At 65.1% G+C, this 18,679-nt stretch carries 11 protein-coding genes and 1 pseudogene; 3 read left to right on the top strand and 9 right to left on the bottom strand.

Annotated features, from left to right (window positions below; all coding sequences use genetic code 11):
* Positions 1–2: 2 nt before the first annotated feature.
* From YUU_RS0121750 to YUU_RS0121720, 7 genes and pseudogenes are all read right to left on the bottom strand, one after another.
* Positions 3–1,691, bottom strand: a complete 1,689-nt coding sequence (locus YUU_RS0121750; protein WP_027524308.1) for a methyl-accepting chemotaxis protein — start codon at positions 1,689–1,691, stop codon at positions 3–5.
* A gap of 233 nt (positions 1,692–1,924) precedes the next feature.
* Entirely contained in the window at positions 1,925–3,895 is a 1,971-nt protein-coding gene (locus tag YUU_RS0121745; protein WP_027524307.1) for a methyl-accepting chemotaxis protein, read from the bottom strand.
* A gap of 245 nt (positions 3,896–4,140) precedes the next feature.
* Positions 4,141–5,874: a methyl-accepting chemotaxis protein gene (locus YUU_RS0121740; protein WP_027524306.1), complete on the bottom strand. Its 1,734-nt coding sequence runs from the start codon at positions 5,872–5,874 to the stop codon at positions 4,141–4,143.
* A 205-nt stretch (positions 5,875–6,079) separates the two neighbouring features.
* A pseudogene (locus YUU_RS51335) lies at positions 6,080–6,332 on the bottom strand (hypothetical protein).
* A 183-nt stretch (positions 6,333–6,515) separates the two neighbouring features.
* A complete protein-coding gene (locus YUU_RS0121730) occupies positions 6,516–7,115 on the bottom strand; it encodes a hypothetical protein (RefSeq protein ID WP_027524305.1) in 600 nt (199 codons plus the stop codon).
* Between the two features lie 111 nt (positions 7,116–7,226).
* A complete protein-coding gene (locus YUU_RS0121725) occupies positions 7,227–8,213 on the bottom strand; it encodes an MDR family oxidoreductase (RefSeq protein WP_027524304.1) in 987 nt (328 codons plus the stop codon).
* Positions 8,214–8,253: 40 nt separating this feature from the next.
* A complete protein-coding gene (locus YUU_RS0121720) occupies positions 8,254–9,519 on the bottom strand; it encodes an MFS transporter (RefSeq protein ID WP_027524303.1) in 1,266 nt (421 codons plus the stop codon).
* A 370-nt stretch (positions 9,520–9,889) separates the two neighbouring features.
* On the opposite strand from YUU_RS0121720, the gene nadA reads away from it, so the two are divergent.
* The 3 genes from nadA to nadC all read left to right on the top strand — a co-directional run bounded on the left by nadA (position 9,890) and on the right by nadC (position 13,658).
* Complete coding sequence (nadA, locus tag YUU_RS0121715) at positions 9,890–10,996, top strand: quinolinate synthase NadA (RefSeq protein ID WP_027524302.1); 1,107 nt, start codon at positions 9,890–9,892, stop codon at positions 10,994–10,996.
* A gap of 165 nt (positions 10,997–11,161) precedes the next feature.
* Positions 11,162–12,769: an L-aspartate oxidase gene (locus YUU_RS0121710; protein WP_027524301.1), complete on the top strand. Its 1,608-nt coding sequence runs from the start codon at positions 11,162–11,164 to the stop codon at positions 12,767–12,769.
* A 13-nt stretch (positions 12,770–12,782) separates the two neighbouring features.
* Complete coding sequence (gene nadC / locus YUU_RS0121705; protein WP_027524300.1) at positions 12,783–13,658, top strand: carboxylating nicotinate-nucleotide diphosphorylase; 876 nt, start codon at positions 12,783–12,785, stop codon at positions 13,656–13,658.
* A gap of 4 nt (positions 13,659–13,662) precedes the next feature.
* On the opposite strand, the gene YUU_RS0121700 is transcribed toward nadC, so the two are convergent.
* Both YUU_RS0121700 and ppdK read right to left on the bottom strand, forming a co-directional pair.
* Positions 13,663–15,108 carry a cell wall hydrolase gene (locus tag YUU_RS0121700; RefSeq protein WP_027524299.1) on the bottom strand — a complete coding sequence of 482 codons (1,446 nt, stop codon included), beginning with the start codon at positions 15,106–15,108 and terminating at the stop codon, positions 13,663–13,665.
* Between the two features lie 593 nt (positions 15,109–15,701).
* Positions 15,702–18,611: a pyruvate, phosphate dikinase gene (gene ppdK / locus YUU_RS0121695; protein ID WP_027524298.1), complete on the bottom strand. Its 2,910-nt coding sequence runs from the start codon at positions 18,609–18,611 to the stop codon at positions 15,702–15,704.
* Between the last annotated feature and the right edge of the window lie 68 nt (positions 18,612–18,679).

Raw genomic sequence — 18,679 nt, 5'->3', positions numbered from 1 at the left:
GGTCAGGCCGCGCGCACCGACTCCAGGAAGCTCGCGACCTCGACCTTGAGGCGCGTGCTGTCGGAAGCAAGCGATTTCGCGGCCGACAGGACCTCTGTCGAGGCCGAGCCGGTCTCGATCGCGCCGCGCTGCACGTCGGTGATGTTGGAGGAGACCTCCTGCGTGCCGACCGAGGCCTGCTGCACGTTGCGTGAAATTTCCTGCGTGGCGGCGCCCTGCTCCTCGACGGCCGCGGCAATCGCCGACGACACCTCGGACAGCCGCTCGATGGTGCCGGCGATCTCCTTGATGGCGCCGACGGACTCCTGCGTGGCCGTCTGAATGCCCGAAACCTGGAGGCCGATTTCCCCGGTCGCCTTTGCAGTCTGTTCGGCGAGCGCCTTGACCTCGGACGCCACCACGGCAAAGCCACGGCCTGCTTCGCCGGCTCGCGCGGCTTCGATCGTCGCGTTCAGCGCCAGCAGGTTGGTCTGGCCCGCGATGGTGTTGATCAGCTCGACGACGTCGCCGATGCGCGCGGCCGCCTGCGACAGCGCGTTGACGCGCTCGTTGGTGCGCGCCGCCTGGTCGACGGCCTCCGCCGCCATCCGCGCCGATTCCTGCACCTGCCGGCTGATCTCGGTGATCGACGAGGACAGCTCCTCCGACGCCGACGCGACGGACTGGACGTTGGTGGACGCTTCCTCGGACGCCGCCGCAACCACGGTCGCGAGTTCCTGGCCGCGCTGCGCGGTGCCGCTCAACGTGCTCGCGGACGCCTCGAGCTCGGTCGAGGCCGACGACACGGTCTCGACGATCTCGCCGATCACGGTCTCGAAATTGCGCGTGATGCCGTCGACGCGGCGAGCCCGTTCGATCTTGGCCTCGGCGTCGCATGCCGCCGCCTCGTCGGCCGCTTTTTTCGCGATCAGCGCGTCCTTGAAGATCTGCAGCGCATCGGCCATCGATCCGATCTCGGTCCGCGCGCCCCGATGCGGGACTTCGGCCGAGAGCTCGCCATTGCCGAGCGCCTGCATCGGCCGGACGATCGAAGCGATGCCGCGCGAGACATCCTGCACCAGGAAATAGGCGGCCGCGACCGCGATCAGCACCGACGTCACGATGATGCCGAGCAGAACACGGAAGGTGATGGTGTAGCTGTCGGCGGCCTTCTTCGTCTCCGCCTCGGCGCCCTTGTTGTTGAGCTCGATGTCCTGCTGGAGCAGCGGATCGGCGGCCTGCGCCATCTTGGCGACCTTGGTCTGCAAGAGCTCGTTGGCGTCAGTCGGGAAGTGGCCGACGCCCTTGCGCGACAGCGTCATCACCTCCTGCACGCCATTCAGATATTCGGCCCAGGCTCTGCTCCACTGGTCATAGAGAGCGCGCTCTTCGGGCGAGGTAATCAGGGGCTCATAGCTCTTGCGCGTCGTCTCGATGCGATCGCGCAGCGACGCCATCCGCTTCTCGGCGGCGTCCTTGCCCTCGGCGCTGTCCTGCATCAGGTGCAAGCGCAGCGCGACCCGCAGCTCGTTGATGTCGGCGCGGAGCGATCCCAGCGCGCGGACGCTGGGCAGCCAGCTCTCGGAAATCTCGACCGTATGCGCATTGATGGCCTGCATGGTGGTGATCGCCATGATGCCGACACCGGCGAGCGCGAGCACCAGAGCGCTCAACACGGTCAATATTTTCAATCGGATCGAGAATTTCGACATCGCAATAATCCCGGCAGATGGACGTTACCCAGTGCGGACGCAGTCGCTACCGCCGCGATCGGGAAAACAGACGATCGGACGGTGCTTGGTCCAACAATGCTGGCTGGTTCTCTTTGGGTAGAAGATGCACCTTGAGTTCCAAGCCTCGGTTAATTTGAAACCCCGTACTAATACGGAACCGATCAATCATCGATTTCTGTGCAACCTTTAGACGTTTCTTTGCATGCCTCCCGCTATGCAGCCCGTACGGAGTCGAGGAAGCGCGCGACTTCGCTCTTCAGCCGGTTGCTTTCCAGCGACAACGATTGCGCCGACGCGTGAACCTGAGCGGACGCAGCGCCGGTCTCGCCGGCGCCGCGCTGGACGTCGCTGATATTGGCGGAGACCTCGGACGTACCGTGCGCGGCGTGCTGGATGTTGCGTGAGATCTCCTGAGTCGCGGCGCCCTGCTCCTCGACCGCCGCGGCGATGGTCGCGGCGATCCCGGACATCCGCGCGATGGTGTCGCCGATCTCCCTGATGGCGCCGACGGAGTCATCCGTCGCGGTCTGGATCGCGCCAATATGCTGGCTGATCTCGCCGGTCGCCTTCGCGGTCTGCTCGGCGAGCGCCTTCACCTCGGTCGCGACCACGGCAAAACCCTTGCCAGCCTCGCCGGCCCGCGCCGCCTCGATCGTGGCATTGAGCGCCAGCAGGTTGGTCTGGCCGGCGATGGTGTTGATCAGCTCGACGACGTCGCCGATGCGGCTCGCCGCCTTGGTCAGTTCGGCGACGCGCGCGTTGGTGCGCTGCGCCTGCTCGACCGCGGCATCGGCCACACGCGCCGATTCCTGGACCTGGCGGCTGATCTCGGTGATCGAGGAGGTCATTTCCTCACTTGCCGAGGACACCGACTGCACATTGGCGGAAGCCTCTTCCGAGGCCGCGGCGACCGCGGTGGCAAGCCCGTTCGAGCGCTCGGCGGCCCGCGTCAACGTGTTGGACGAGGCTTCGAGCTCGGTTGCCGCCGACGACACCGTCTCGATGATCTCGCCGACCGCGCCCTCGAAACCGTCGGCGAGGCGCTGCATGTCCGCCTTGCGCGTCTCACGCTGCCGCGCTTCCGCCTCGAGCTGCTCGGTGCGCAGCCGCTCGGCCTCCGCCATGTTGTTGCGGAAGACCTCGACCGCGCCGGCCATCTCGCCGATCTCGTCCTTGCGTCCGAGGCCCGGCACAGTGATCGAGAGCTCGCCACGCGCAAGCCGCGTCATCGCGCTCACCATTGCCGAAAGCGCGCTGGAAATCGAACGGCCCAGCAGGAATCCGACCACAGCCAGCAACAGTACCGTGACGCCGAAGGCGACCATCATCCACAGCCGTACCGCATCGCGCGTTGCGGCCTCGGCGGCGTCGGCCTCCTTATAGGTTCGATCGACGGCGTTGCGGACGTCGATGATCAGCGGCTCGAGTTCGCGAAACGTCTTCATCATGCTCGCGTCATAGGCCGCGCTCTGTTGTGCCGTCTCGGCCCAGCTCGAAAACTCCGATTGGTATTTCTGCAGCCTGGCCGTGATGTCGGCCATGACCGGGGCCGGCACGGCCGCGGCCTCCATCGCCTTGGAGAATTCGGATGCAGCCTTCTTCAGCTCGGCGATATATTTCGGGTCGCGCCGCAGCATGAAATCCTTTTCATGCCGCCGCATCATCAACATCCAGCTCGTCAGCCGCGGATTGTCGATCTCCTTCAGCTTGGCCTCGATCTCATGCACGGCGGCGCGCAGCGAGCCGGACAGGCCGAGATTCTCATTGAGGCCGAGCTTGATCTCGCTCGCGACCAGCGCGGAAAAATCAGCCGCATAGCGCTTGAAGCCAGCCTCGGCCTGCTGGGTCTTCTCCGACAGCGCGCTCATGCCGCCGGCCGACATCAAGCGCTGCAACTCGTCGAAATCTCTCGTGATGGGTCCTATCAGCTCCGCATGGGCCTTGGCGTAGCTCTCGTTCCTGCGCTGCTGAAAGTTCTTCTCGTTGCGCCGTGCCTCGAGCAGCTCGATCGAGAGCTGCTTGTTGAGGTCGGAGATCATCCGGGCGCGGTTCGCAACGATGCGGGAGGCGTCCTGCGACCGGCTGCCGATCTCGTAGATCGCGCCAAACGCCATGAGACCGACGAGCCCGAAAAGTCCGATCGCCATCACCTTGTGGGTGAGGCGGATGGAGAGGCCGCTCATGAATGTGCTCCGAAACGCTCGAGGTGCAAATGACCGAAAAGGACAGGGTTGGTGACCGGAATGTTGCGGGGATGATGCCTGCTTCGCTTTTCTGGAAAGTTAACCGTGCGGCTTTTTCATCGCGGCATCGCACAACGCAAAACCGCCGCGGCTTGCCCGCGGCGGTTCAGACGAGATCAGGGCCTCGGAAGGCGGCGATTGGTGCGGCGAGGCTGACAGCCGCGCGACCCGCGCCGGCGGCAGTGCTAGGCCGCGCGCACGGTATCGAGGAATTTTCCGACTTCGAGCTTGAGCCGGTTGCTGTCGCCTGCGAGCGACTGCGCGGCCGCCAGCACCTGCGTTGAGGCCGATCCGGTCTCGCCCGCCCCGCGCTGCACGTCGGTGATGTTGGATGACACCTGATGCGTGCCCTGCGCGGCCTGCTGCACATTGCGCGAGATTTCCTGCGTCGCTGCGCCCTGCTCTTCCACCGCAGCCGCAATGGTCGAGGAGATCTCCGACAGCTTCTCGATGGTGTCGCTGATATCGCGGATGGCGTTGACCGATTCTTGCGTTGCCGTCTGGATGCCGGAGATCTGCTGGCCGATCTCGCCGGTCGCCTTCGCGGTCTGCTCGGCCAGCGCCTTGACCTCGGAAGCCACGACGGCGAAGCCGCGACCGGCCTCGCCGGCGCGCGCCGCCTCGATGGTGGCGTTGAGCGCGAGCAGGTTGGTCTGGCCCGCGATGGTGTTGATCAACTCGACCACGTCGCCGATACGGGTGGCCGCCTTGGACAATTCGCTGACGCGCTCGGTCGTGGTGCGCGCCTGGCCGACCGCCTCGTTGGCGACGCGCGCGGACTGCTGCACCTGCCGGCTGATCTCGGTGATCGACGACGACAGCTCCTCCGTCGCAGAGGCCACCGACTGCACGTTGGTGGAAGCCTCTTCAGACGCCGCTGCGACCATCGTGGTCAGCTCCTGTGCGCGCTCCGCAGTGGAAGTGAGCGTCGAAGCCGATGCTTCGAGCTCGGTCGCGGCGGAGGACACGGTGTCGACGATCTCGCCGACGGCGGCTTCGAAGCCGCTGGCGAGTTTGTGCATCTCGGTCTTGCGCTGAGCAGCAGCGATCTGATCCTGCCTGGTCTTGGCCTCGGCCTCCTCGCGCGCCTTCTGCTCGGACACGATCTTGAATTTTTCGACAGCCGCGGCGACGCCGCCGACCTCGTCCTTGCGACCGAGCCCCGGCAGCACCACGGAGAAGTCGCCACCGGCGAGCTTGTCCATGGCCACCGTGAGCGCGCGGATCGGCCGAGCAATCGTCAGGAAGGACATTAGCCAGGAGCCGAACAGGACAAGCGCGGCACAGACGCCGACCACAGTTCCGATATGTTCGCTGGACGCCATCTCCTGCACCGAGCCGGCGATCTCCTCCTCGCTCCTGTGCCTGGCGAAATCGGCGATCTGGCCCGCCAGCACGTCCGTTTCGGCAGCGGTCGGCAATGTGACTTCGCGCGCGATGCGCATGCTCTCTTCGGTGAGCTTGGCGACACGGGCGGCATCTGCGCCGGTCGCGGCGATCATCTCACTGCGGATCGAGGCGATCTGCTGGGCGCCCTTGAAATAATCTGCGGAGAGGTTCTTGAGCTTTTCGATCCGCGCTCGGTTTTCCGAAGACCGGGACAGCTTGAGCATCGCATCCACGACGTTGCCCAGCGACCTTGAGCGCTCGACGAGCGACTCGCTCGCCTTTTGCAATTCGCCTGCATTGTTGGCGAGCCGGATATCCCGGACGCTGAGCTGCATGCTGCGCGCCCCAAGCTTGGCTTCGACGGCATCCCGCGCCAGCTCCTGCTGCGCGAAGGCGGCCTCGTTGGAACGACGCACATTGCCATTGCCGACGAGTTGGCTCGCGATCATGGCGATCACCAAAAGAATACCGAACGCCGACGTCACCGCCAGCTTGGTACCGATCCGCAAATTCTGAACAAGGCTCAACATGGACACGTTTCCCGGACAGGCGCGGTCGAGTCATTGTCGGCCGCTCTCGGCGTTGTTCGCCCTTGCTTAAGAACTGAGCGCCGGGAATTCCGATTTGGTTAACAACACGCTCCGTGGAACTACTGAGATTTGACAAAAAACACTTGAAAACCAGCACGTTTCACGCGCTTAACTGGTTAACCACACGCGGCAGTATGCGAGGCTTCTAGCTGGCAATGCCGCATGCCTTCGGGCTCTCACCGACCAGGCTGATGCGAAAAACGAGCTGTTTGTTTTCGTCGAGGAGATCCATGTGCCATTGCGCGTTGGGCTTCAGGCCGCGTGCGATGCTGCCGACGAGGTTCGCGCAGACCTCCGTCATCTCGCTCCAGGCCGCCGCGCGATCCTCTGAATTCATAAGCGTGATCGGATGCCCCGGAATAGCATCCGGTGCTGATCCGAAAGTAATACAGCGCCATCGTCGAACCTTCTTGTCGAGCCGCTGCCTGCCGGCCGTCACGCAAGGCTGTGGCGCGAACAGCTACCAAGGCATGAAAACCGCCGCCCGTATGACTACGGCGCGCCGGCGAACACAGTTCGTCAGGTTTCAACGATAACGGCGCGGAAAGCACACGCGCCTGGCAGGCAAGGGCTGGCAAGGCTCAGTCGGTCGAGCGGCGCAACTCGAGCGGGCCCTCATTCTTCGGCGCTTCGGGCTTTGGTCCCGACTTCACTGGCTCGATGCGGCCAGTCTCGACACGCGGCGTCTCGACACGCGCGGCGACTTCGGTTGAGGATGCGCTGACCGAGCCAGTCGTGCGCGGCGCATGCGGCGATCGCGGCCGCGCCACCGCGCGCGCCATGAGCATCTGATTGCCACCCTGGTGGTGGAAATCGCAATAGGCGAAGCCCATACCCGAGACCGAGCCGCGGAAGCTGCGATCATCGGTCTTTTCAAGGTTGAAGCAGGGTTCGAATGGAATGCCCTTGATCGAGGCGCAGACGTTCTGGCCACGGATCTGGAGCGTGTTGCCCGGCAGGCGAAGGTGGCGGACCGGGCCTGCGCCCGAGAACTGCACGGCGCCTGCGGCGCCGAGATCGTCGAGAATGCGGCCTGCCCCGCGGGTCCCGTCAAAGCAGGTGAAGGCGAACACCTTGCCGGCGACAAACCGGCGCGCCTCATCGGCATTCATGCTTCCAGCAACGGCCGGCACAATCGCTGCTGCCGCCGTAACGGCCCCCAACACAAAACGCGCAAGCATGCTCTTACTCCGACAACCCCAGTAGCGGGCAAGCCTGATCCCTTTACCCGCTGCTTACCATACTAACCGTGGCGACATTGAAGCAGCTTGGTTGGTAAAGTCTGAACGCCGTTAGAGAATTTTTACCACGATACGGCCGCGGACCTCACCGGCGAGAATCTTCGGTCCCCACTCGACAATTTGGTCGAGCGGAATTTCCTTAGTGATTTCAGTGAGTTTCGTCCGATCCAGATCGGACGCCAGACGCTGCCAGGCAGCCTTCCGCGGCGCAATCGGGCACATCACCGAATCGATGCCGAGAAGGCACACCCCGCGCAAAATAAACGGCGCGACCGAGGACGGCAGGTCCATGCCGGCGGCAAGCCCGCAGGCGGCAATCGCTCCGCCATACTTGGTCATCGACAAGAGATTGGCGAGCGTGGTCGAGCCGACGCTGTCGACGCCGCCGGCCCAGCGCTCCTTGGCGAGCGGTTTTGCGGGCGCGGACAGTTCGTTGCGGTCGATCACCTCGGCCGCTCCCAGCTCCTTTAGATAGCTCGCTTCCGCTGCGCGACCGGTGGAGGCGATGATGTGGTAGCCGAGCTTCGACAGCACGGCGGTTGCAACCGAGCCGACGCCACCGGCCGCGCCCGTCACCACCACGGGGCCGCTCTTCGGCGAGATGCCCTGCTTCTCCAGCGCCAGCACCGCGAGCATCGCGGTGAAGCCGGCGGTGCCGATCGCCATGGCATCACGCGCCGACAGGCCCTGCGGCAGCGCGACCAGCCAATCGCCCTTCACCCGCGCCTTCTCGGCATAGGCGCCGAGATGCGTCTCGCCCATGCCCCAGCCGGTGCAGACGACCTTGTCGCCCGCCTTCCACTGTGGATGAGAGGAATTTTCGACAGTGCCAGCGAAGTCGATGCCGGCGATCATCGGGAAGCGCCGCACCACTGGCGCCTTGCCGGTGAGCGCGAGGCCATCCTTGTAGTTCAGCGTAGACCATTCGACGCGCACGGTGACGTCACCGTCCATCAGCTCGGCTTCGTCGAACTGCGTCAATGCGGCGGTGGTGCCCTTGTCCGCCTTGTCGATCCGGATCGCCTTGAACGTTGCCACGGCAAAACTCCCTGACTTGTTTCAGGGGATGTTTAGCCGATCAGGCGGGCTGCGCAACCGCTCGCTGGACGGGTTTCTCCACGATCGGGAGATTGATCAGCGCGGAGAGCACGCCGAACAGGATCGAGAGCCACCAGATCGGCGTATAGGAACCGAAGCGCTCGAACACGATGCCGCCGAGCCAGACGCCGAGGAAACCGCCGACCTGATGGCTGACGAAGGCAAAGCCGTAGAGGGTTGCGAGCCAGCGCGTGCCGAACATCAGCGCCACCAGCGCCGAGGTCGGCGGCACGGTGGAGAGCCACATCAGGCCGGACACCGCACCGAAGGCGATCGCCGAGAACGGCGTGATCGGGAACGAGATGAAGGCGAGCGTTGCGAGCGCACGGATAAAATAGATCGTCGAGAGGATGTAGCGCTTGGGCAGATAGTTCTGCAGCCAGCCGACGCTAAGCGAGCCCATCATGTTGAAGAGTCCGATCGCCGCGATCACCCAACCGCCGACCTGCGTGGAGATGCCGCGATCGACCAGGAACGCCGGCAGGTGCACGGTGATGAAGGCGAGCTGGAAGCCGCAGGTGAAGAAGCCGAGCACGAGCAGAACATAGGAGCGGTGGCCGAAGGCCTCGGCGAGGGCCTTGGTGAAGGATTGCTCGTCTGCGGCCGGCGTGCCGGACGAACTTGCAACCTGCGGCGTGGACAGCGCGAACGAGAGCGGAATGATCAGAAGCATCAGGCCCGCAAACACCGTGAGCGCCTGCTGCCAGCCGAAATTGTCGATCAGCGCGACACCGACGGGCGCGAACAGGAACTGCCCGAACGAGCCGGCCGCAGTGCCGGCGCCGAGCGCAAGGCCGCGCTTCTCGGCCGGAAGCAACTTGCTGAAAGCCGACAGCACGAGATTGAAGGAGCAGCCGGCAAGGCCGAAGCCAACCATGACGCCGGCGCCGACGTTGAGCGAGAGCGGCGTCGAGGAATAGCGCATCAAAAGCAGGCCGCCGGCGTAGAGCACGGCGCCGACGCACATCACGCGAAACAGGCCGAAGCGATCGGCAATCGCGCCGGCAAACGGCTGGCCCAGTCCCCACACCAGGTTCTGCACTGCGATGGCGAGGCCGAAGACGTCGCGGCCCCAGGAAAATTCATGGCTCATCGGCTGGACGAAGAAGCCGAGGCTCGAGCGCGGGCCGAAGCTCAGCATGCCGATGGCGCAGCCGCAGAGAATGATGATCGCTGGCGTGCGCCAAGAAGAACGTGAGGTAGAAGAACGCGAAACCGGACCGACGTCGCCCACGCTTGCCGACATGCATTTTCCCTTTTCTGCCGTTGGCGGATCCGGAATAGGTCACCGCGCCCCAACCAGTTAATGCATCTGCATGAAAAGCCCAAGAGGGATGCCGAACATTGCAGCCCTGCAAATCGCGCGCGGAGCGAGCGCACGGGGCGGAGCGAGCGCACGGGAATGTGTCCGGATGGGTCTGGCGGCCGGCAGCCTCACATGTTATGTTTGATTTACTCATATTGAGCATATCGACATGAGCTGCCTGGCCCTCCCTGAGCTGCGGATGTTGTCCGGGTAAAGCTGATTGCGGCTCGCAAACCCAACCGGCCGGAAAGGCCGGATTTCTAACGGCCTACATATACTCAAGTTGAGTATATGAGAACGGGAGGCTTCGATGCCGATCTCTGGAATTTACGGTCCCGACGATTTTGCCACGCGGCCGCAGGCCCGCCCCGCTCCCACCGCACGCAAGCCCTTCGGCAATCGCGGCCCCGCATTGCCGCGGCCTTTGCTGGAATGGACACCGGAGGTCGAGCAGGCCACGGCGCATCTCTACGAGCGGGTGAAGCACGTGATCCCGTCGATCGAGTGGCCGCTGATGGCGCCGGCCATCAAGGTGATCAACGAGTTGAAGCAGGCACGGGGCGCGGTGATCCTCGCGCACAACTACCAGGCGCCCGAGATCTTTCACTGCGTCGCCGATATCGGCGGCGACTCGCTCCAGCTCGCGGTCGAGGCGACCAAGGTGAAGGCCGACATCATCGTGCAGTGTGGTGTGCACTTCATGGCGGAGACGTCAAAGCTGCTCAATCCGGACAAGACGGTGCTGATCCCGGATTCCCGCGCCGGCTGTTCGCTCGCCGCCAGCATCACGGGCGCCGATGTACGCCTGCTGCGCGAAAAATTTCCGGGCGTACCCGTCGTCGCCTATGTCAACACCTCCGCCGAGGTGAAGGCCGAGGTCGACATCTGCTGCACCTCGTCGAATGCGGTGCAGGTGGTCGAAAGCCTGCGCGCGCCGAGCGTGATCTTCCTGCCCGACCAGTATCTCGCGAAATACGTTGCCTCGAAGACCGACGTGAAGATCATCGCCTGGAAAGGCGCCTGTGAGGTGCATGAGCGCTTCACCGGCGAAGAGCTGCGCGGCCTTCGCGAAGCTGATCCGTCGGTGCAGATCATCGCGCATCCGGAATGCCCGCCCGACGTCCTGGCGGAGGCCGACTTCACCGGCTCGACCGCGCACATGATCAACTGGGTGCGCGAGAAGCGGCCGAAGCGGCTCGTCATGATCACCGAATGCTCGATGGCCGACAATGTGCGCGCCGAGCTGCCCGACATCGAGATGCTGCGCCCCTGCAATCTCTGCCCGCACATGAAGCGCATCACGCTGTCGAACATCTTGGACAGCCTGCTGACGCTCGGTGAGGAGGTGACGATCGATCCCGCCATAGCCGAACGCGCGCGGCGTTCGGTCGAGCGGATGATCAATCTGAAGAACTAGCGCCACAACCAACACTGTCGTCCCGGGGTGCGCGAAGCGCGACCCATAACCACAGGATGTGGTTTTGGCGCGAAGTTCCCAACCGCGAGTCTTCGCCAAATCAATTCCCTGGGGGTATGGGTCCCCGCCTTCGCGGGGACGACAGCTGAGTGAATGGAGACAGCCATGCCAAACACCATCCACAACCTCACCCGCACCACCGACGACGTCGTCATCGTCGGCGGCGGCCTTGCCGGACTGTTCTGTGCACTGAAGCTGGCGCCGCGGCCGGTGACGTTGATCTCGGCTGCGCCGCTCGGACAGGGCGCATCATCCGCCTGGGCGCAAGGCGGCATCGCAGCAGCCATTGGCGAAGGCGACAGCCCCGAGGCGCATGCTGCCGACACCGTCGCGGTCGGCGCCGGTCTCGTCGATGAAGCGATCGCGCTCGGAATCGCACGCGAAGCGGCGCCGCGCATTCACGATCTCCTCAGCTACGGCGTGCCTTTCGACCGCGATCTCGAAGGCAGGCTCGCGGTGGGGCGCGAAGCCGCGCATTCGGCGCGGCGCATCGTGCATGTGCGCGGTGACATGGCGGGCGCGGCGATCATCGCGGCGCTCAGCGAGGCCGTGCGGCGCACGCCGTCGATCCGCCTGATCGAAGGCCTTGTCGCCGAGGCGCTGCTGACCGAGGACGGCGCCATCACCGGATTGCAGCTCCGCGACGCCAGCAATGCGACGTCGCGTCCGATCATCATCGCTTCGCGCGCGGTGGTTCTGGCAACCGGCGGCATCGGCCATCTCTACGCCGTCACGACCAATCCATTGGAAGCAAGCGGATCAGGACTCGCGATCGCGGCGCGGGCCGGCGCCGTCATCGCCGATCCGGAGTTCGTGCAGTTCCATCCGACCGCCATCATGGCCGGCCGCGATCCGGCGCCGCTTGCGACCGAAGCGCTGCGCGGCGAAGGCGCCGTTCTGATCAACGGCAAGGGCGAACGCTTCATGGCGGCACGCCATCCGCTCGCTGAACTGGCACCGCGCGACATCGTCGCACGCGGCGTGTTCGCGGAGATCGCCGCAAGCCGCGGCGCGTTCCTCGATGCGCGGGAGGCGTTGGGTACGCGCTTCGCCGACAAATTCCCAACCGTCCATGCAAGCTGCATTGCGGCCGGGCTCGATCCGGCGACGAAAGCGATCCCGATTGCGCCCGCCGCCCACTACCACATGGGCGGCATCGCCGTGGACACGCGCGGCCGCACGTCCATCGACGGGCTGTGGGCCGGCGGCGAGGTGTCGTCGACCGGTGCGCATGGCGCCAACCGGCTCGCCTCGAACTCGCTGCTGGAGGCCGTCGTCTATGCCGCGCGCATTGCGGAGGACATTGCCGGCCGCGCGATCCCCTCACCGGCATGGCTGCCGGAAGCGCTGGTGACGCCGCGCAACGGCGCGATCGACAAGCGAGCCGAGACCAGTCTGCGCGCCATGATGAGCGCGCATGTCGGCGTGATCCGCGATAGCGACGGGCTTGCACGGGCCGTGCAACATTTTGCGGCGCTCGAACGCGATGCCGGCAGCGTCGCGCTGCGCAACATGGCAACCACGGCGCTGCTCGTCGCCGCATCCGCCTTCACGCGGCACGAGAGCCGCGGCGCGCATTTCCGCTCCGACCATCCGGTCGAGGCGTCCGCCTTCGCCAAGCGGACCATGACGACGCTCGCCACCGCCCGCGAGGTTGCCGAAGGTCTCGCCGAACAACCCGCGCGCCGAACGGCGCAAGCCATGATCGCCTGACGGAGATTTTGTCATGACCCCAGCTTCCCTGCTCCATCCCGATGCTTTCCTGTCACCGCTCGCGATCGACGAGGCCGTGCACCGCGCTCTCGACGAGGATCTTGGCCGCGCAGGCGACATCACCTCGCTCGCGACGATCCCTGAGGCCAACGCGGCCCACGCGATCCTGGTCGCGCGTCAGGCCGGGGTGATCGCCGGCCTGCCGCTGGCGCTGGCGACGCTGCAAAATCTCTCCAATGCGATCGAGGTGCAGGCGCACGTCCGGGACGGCGCGCGGGTGAAGGCCGGACAGCGCGTGATGACGATCACCGGCCCTGCCCGCGCCATTCTCACCGCCGAGCGGACCGCGCTGAACTTCGTCGGCCGGCTCTCCGGCATCGCGACGCTGACGGCCGACTACGTCCGCCAGACCGAAGGCAGCAGGATGCGGATCTGTTGCACACGCAAGACCACACCGGGGCTGCGCGCGCTGGAGAAATACGCGGTGCGCTGCGGCGGCGGCTTCAACCACCGCTTTGGCCTGGATGACGCGATCCTGATCAAGGACAACCACATCGCGGTCGCTGGCGGCATCCGCCCCGTGCTGGAGCGCGCCCGCAGCCATGCCGGTCATCTCGTGAAGATCGAGATCGAGGTCGATACGCTGGCGCAACTGCGCGAGGTGCTCGACACCGGCCTTGCCGACGCGGTGCTGCTGGACAACATGGATATCGCCACGTTGCGTGAAGCGGTGAAGCTCGCCGCCGGCCGTGTCGCGCTGGAGGCGTCCGGTAGTGTCACGCTGGGCTCGATTGCGCAGATCGCATCGACTGGCGTCGACTACGTCTCGTCAGGTGCGCTGACGCACTCGGCACCGAATTTCGACTGCGCACTGGATATCGAGGCGTGAGCGGCTACCGCCGCTCGGTCGCGCCGAGCTCGGCCGAGCTCCTGGCTTCCTGCGCGAGCTCGGCTGAGAGCGCGGCGGTCTGCGCCGGCGTGCCCCAGCTCGGCTCCTCGCTGCCGTCACCCCAGGCGCGCGGTCGGTAGAAGGTGTGCACGCCGAACTTGTACATCTTCTTCATCTCGGCGACCCAGGACGGGCGCACCCAATAGGCGTGGTAGTGCGTCGACTTGCCGACCTCGGGCAGCCAGATCTGGCCGTCGAGCGTCGCCTTGGCGATCTTCTTGGCGCGCTCCCACATGTCGGGCTCGCGGATCACGTCGGGATTGTTGTCGCAGGCGAAGGTGAACTGGCAGGCGAAGTGGCGGTACTTGTTCTGATAGACCACGCCGCACACGGTGTCCGGATATTTGCCGGAGAACACGCGGTTCATCACCACCTGCGCAACCGCCATCTGGCCACGCACAGCCTCGCCACGCGACTCGAAGTACACGGCTTCAGCCAGGCACTTCTCTGATTTGGCGCGCGACTTCTCGTCGAGGGCTAGCCGTTCGGCCGGCGACCTGACGCGCTGGTCGTCGGCGTTGACCTCGCCCTTGGGCGCGACGCTCTCGCCACCCTCGGTTGCTCTTGCGACCTCCTCCGACGACGGCGGCAGCGAGGCCGTCACCTTCATGTCGGGGTCGGACATCACGATGAGCGGCTCGGCGCCGGGCTGCCAGCTCTCCATGCTCTCGAGGCTGCCGCCAAGCGACGAGCTGCCGAAGAACAGGTTCGACGTCTTGACGCTGAAGGGATCGCGCGCTGGCGCGGCCGGGGCCCGCTTCAAATCGTTGAGCGGCTGGGCTGCAAGCGACAGCGCGGTGTCGCTTGCCGATGGCGTGCCCGAATATTGCGGCAGCGGCGGCGCGCGCAACGCCTCCTCGAGTTCGGGATCAAGCGCGGCCGCGGACTCCGGCGACATCGCCTGTGGCAACGCGGCCGTCTTGGCGCCAAAGACCGAGCTGTTCGATGTCGCGGGATCCTGCGTGGCGGGTGCTGCAGACGGCGCGGACGGCTCAGCCGGCGCGGGCGTGACTGTCGCGAGACGATCGCCCTTCAGGGTACGATCCACGTGCGGAAAATCGGCAGCCTGATAGCGCGGCGGCGTCTGGAGCGCCGGATTGCGCGAGATGCTGCCCGTGATGTCGCGATCGTCCAGGCTCGCGAGGCGGTAGCTCGCGCTCTGCGGAACCGAGGTTCCGATCGGACGGGCGAAGCTGTAGGTCGCGAGCTGGATCGAGGACGCCGCGGAAAATACCTGCTTCTGCCAGCGCTCGGCGACGCCCGGCTGGCGCGCGAGCAGCGAAGCAATGTCCTGATATCCGGTCTCTCTCGGCACCAATGCGAAGATGCAGAGACCGATGCCGAAGGACGCGAACCGCGCGCCCTTCGGATGGTTACGCAACACAAACATCGATACGCTCACGCAACGCTTACGCTAGAGAAGATCGAACGCAGTTCGTCCGTGCAATTCGACCCTTTTTGTTGGTATCTAATTTAGGTTGCCGGGGAGTTAATCGACGTTGCGTGCGCACCACACTCAAGCAATCGCAGGTGTTTTCACGGCGCAATAGGACGCGTTGGTAAATGCGACCTCACGCGACGAGGTAAACGTCTCGTCAACGGATATGGTGAAGGAACTCTTGACGAGACGTGTCATTACGGGACGTGCGTCAACTAACGCCGTCATTACGCAACGGTCCCTCCACACAACCGCTGTCATTCCCCGCGGAAGCGGGGAATCCAGTACGCCGCGGCTTCTCCGTATACGTCACTGCCTCTGGAATACTGGATCGCCCGCTTTCGCGGGCGATAACGATGAGAGTGTGGGACGAGCGTGCAACAATCTCGTCATTGCGAGCGCAGCGAAGCAATCCAGAATCTTTCCGCGGCGACAGTCTGGATTGCTTCGCTGCGCTCGCAATGACGATGTGGACAGAGCAGCGCTTCAAAAGAAAGAGGCGGAGCATTTGCCCCGCCTCTTCGTTCTCAAATCTCAGTCGCGTTCTACGCCTGGCTTGCGACCGCCTTGCCGAGCGCGGCCTGGGCGGCGGCGAGGCGTGCGATCGGCACGCGATAGGGCGAGCATGACACGTAGTCGAGGCCGATCGCGTGGCAGAACGCCACCGACGCGGGATCGCCGCCATGCTCGCCGCAGATGCCGACCTTGAGCGAGGCGCGAGTCTTGCGGCCGCGCGCGACGCCGATCTTGACGAGTTCGCCAACGCCTTCCTGATCGAGCGCGATGAAGGGATCGATCTGCAAAATTCCCTTGGTCACGTAGGGACCGAGGAAGCTCGCGGCGTCGTCGCGGCTGATGCCGTAGGTGGTCTGTGTCAGATCGTTGGTGCCGAAGGAGAAGAACTCCGCCGACTGCGCGATCTCGGCCGCGAGCAGGCAGGCGCGCGGCAGCTCGATCATGGTGCCGACCTGATAGGCGAGCTTGGTGTTGGTGTCGCGCATCACCGCCTGGGCGGTGGCATCGATGCGCGCCTTGACGAGGTCGAGCTCGGCCTTGGTCGCGATCAGCGGCACCATCACCTCCAGACCAACGGCCTTGCCGGTGCGCCGCTGCGCCTCGACCGCAGCCTCGAAGATCGCGCGCGCCTGCATCTCGGCGATCTCGGGATACGCGATCGCGATGCGGCAGCCGCGGAATCCGAGCATCGGGTTGAACTCCGAGAGCTCGCGTGCGCGGTCAGCCAGGCGGCGTGGGTCGGTGTTCATGGCCCGCGCCACTTCCTCGACCTCGGCGTGGGTGTGTGGCAGGAACTCATGCAGCGGCGGATCGAGCAAGCGGATCGTGACGGGCAGGCCCTTCATGATCTCGAACAGCTCGACGAAGTCGGCGCGCTGCATCGGCAGCAGCTTTGCCAGAGCGGCGCGGCGCGACTGTTCGTCCTCGGAGAGGATCATCTCACGCACCGTGCGGATGCGCGTCTCCTCGAAGAACATGTGCTCGGTGCGGCACAGGCCAATGCCCTGCGCGCCGAACTTGAGCGCGGTGCGCGCGTCCTCCGGCGTATCGGCGTTGACGCGCACGCCGATCTTGCGGACCTGGTCGGCCCAGTTCATCAGCGTGCCGAACTCGCCGGACAGCTCCGGCTCGATCATCGGCATGCGGCCGGCGAGCACCTGGCCGAGCGAGCCGTCGATGGTGATGACGTCGCCGGTCTTGAAGGTGCGCGAGCCGATGCTCATGGTGCCGCGGCCGTAATCGACGCGGATGGTGCCGCAGCCGGAGACGCAGGGCTTGCCCATGCCGCGCGCGACCACAGCCGCGTGCGAGGTCATGCCGCCGCGGGTGGTGAGGATACCCTCGGCCGCATGCATGCCGTGGATGTCTTCCGGGCTGGTCTCGATGCGGACCAGGATGACCTTGCGCCCGTCGGCCTGGAGCTTGGCGGCTTCATCCGAGGAGAACACGATCTCGCCGGAGGCAGCACCGGGCGAAGCCGGCAGGCCGGTTGCGATCACGTCGCGCTTTGCGTTGGGATCGATGGTCGGATGCAGCAGCTGATCGAGCGACGCCGGATCGATGCGCGTCACCGCTTCCTTCTTCGAGATCAGGCCCTCATTGGCGAGCTCGACCGCAATGCGCAGCGCCGCCTTGGCGGTGCGTTTTCCCCCGCGGGTCTGCAGCATCCAGAGCTTGCCGCGCTCGACGGTGAACTCCATGTCCTGCATGTCGCGGTAGTGCTTCTCGAGCTGCGTGTAGATGCGCGTCAGCTCCTTGAACGCCTCCGGCATCGCCGTTTCCATCGACGGCTTGTCGGACCCGGACTCTTTCCGCGCATCCTCGGTGATGTCCTGCGGCGTGCGGATACCCGCCACCACGTCCTCGCCCTGCGCGTTGATCAGGAACTCGCCGTACAGCTTGCTCTCGCCGGTCGAGGGGTTGCGGGTGAAGGCGACGCCGGTCGCCGACGTCTCGCCCATGTTGCCGAACACCATGGCCTGCACGTTGACCGCGGTGCCCCAGGATTCCGGAATGTCGTGCAGCTTGCGGTAAGTCACCGCGCGCGCGTTCATCCAGGATGAGAACACGGCGCCCACCGCGCCCCAGAGCTGGTCGTGCGGATCCTGCGGAAACTCCTTGCCGGTCTCGCGCGCCACCGCATCCTTGTACTTGCCGACCAGATCGACCCAGTCCTCGGCGGAGAGGTCGGTGTCGAGCGAATAGCCCTGGCTGTCCTTGAATGTATCGAGGATTTCCTCGAAGTGATGATGCTCGAAGCCGAGCACCACGTCGGAATACATGGTGATGAAGCGGCGATAGCTGTCATAGGCAAAGCGGCGGTCGCCCGACAGCTCCGACAGCGCTTCCACGGTCTCGTCGTTGAGGCCGAGATTGAGCACGGTGTCCATCATGCCCGGCATCGAGGCACGCGCGCCGGAGCGCACCGAGACGAGCAGCGGGTTCTTGGCATCGCCGAATGCCTTGCCTGTCAGCTTGCCGACATAATCGAGCGCCTTCTCGACCTGCGCTTTCAATTCCTTCGGATAGCTCTTCTCGTGGGCGTAGAAGTAGGTGCAGACCGAGGTCGGGATGGTGAAGCCGGGAGGCACGGGCAGGCCGAGATTGGCCATCTCGGCGAGGTTGGCGCCCTTGCCGCCGAGCAGGTCGCGCATTTCGGATTTGCCCTCGGCCTTGCCATCGCCAAAGGTGTAGACCCACTTGCCCGCCTTGGCGGCGCTTGGCGCGGCCTTCGCGACAACCTTGGGCGCAGCCGGCTTGCTGACAGGCTTAGTCACAGGCTTGCTCGGAGCCTTGGCCGCGGGTTTCGCGACCGGCTTCGCAGCGGTCTTCACTGCACTCTTGGGCAGCGCCTTGCGGGCCGCCGGCGCGGCTTTCGCCTTTGCGGAGGGCTTTGATTTCGCTGGCATTTTCTTAGGCTTCGAGGCGGCTTTGGCCATGGCTTGCACACAACCTGCGAGAGGAACGGGAAATCGCGGGCCTTACACCATTTTGGGCGGGCTCGCGC

The sequence above is a fragment of the Bradyrhizobium sp. Ec3.3 genome, from assembly GCF_000472925.1.
GTDB lineage: Bacteria > Pseudomonadota > Alphaproteobacteria > Rhizobiales > Xanthobacteraceae > Bradyrhizobium.
This window is presented reverse-complemented; position numbering and strand designations above follow the sequence as displayed.

Coding starts and splice junctions, on each gene's coding strand:
- YUU_RS0121750 (WP_027524308.1), bottom strand. CDS start 1,691: ATGTCGAAATTCTCGATCCGATTGAAAATATTGACCGTGTTGAGCGCT.
- YUU_RS0121745 (WP_027524307.1), bottom strand. CDS start 3,895: ATGAGCGGCCTCTCCATCCGCCTCACCCACAAGGTGATGGCGATCGGA.
- YUU_RS0121740 (WP_027524306.1), bottom strand. CDS start 5,874: ATGTTGAGCCTTGTTCAGAATTTGCGGATCGGTACCAAGCTGGCGGTG.
- YUU_RS0121730 (WP_027524305.1), bottom strand. CDS start 7,115: ATGCTTGCGCGTTTTGTGTTGGGGGCCGTTACGGCGGCAGCAGCGATT.
- YUU_RS0121720 (WP_027524303.1), bottom strand. CDS start 9,519: ATGTCGGCAAGCGTGGGCGACGTCGGTCCGGTTTCGCGTTCTTCTACC.
- nadA (WP_027524302.1), top strand. CDS start 9,890: ATGCCGATCTCTGGAATTTACGGTCCCGACGATTTTGCCACGCGGCCG.
- YUU_RS0121710 (WP_027524301.1), top strand. CDS start 11,162: ATGCCAAACACCATCCACAACCTCACCCGCACCACCGACGACGTCGTC.
- nadC (WP_027524300.1), top strand. CDS start 12,783: ATGACCCCAGCTTCCCTGCTCCATCCCGATGCTTTCCTGTCACCGCTC.
- YUU_RS0121700 (WP_027524299.1), bottom strand. CDS start 15,108: ATGTTTGTGTTGCGTAACCATCCGAAGGGCGCGCGGTTCGCGTCCTTC.
- ppdK (WP_027524298.1), bottom strand. CDS start 18,611: ATGGCCAAAGCCGCCTCGAAGCCTAAGAAAATGCCAGCGAAATCAAAG.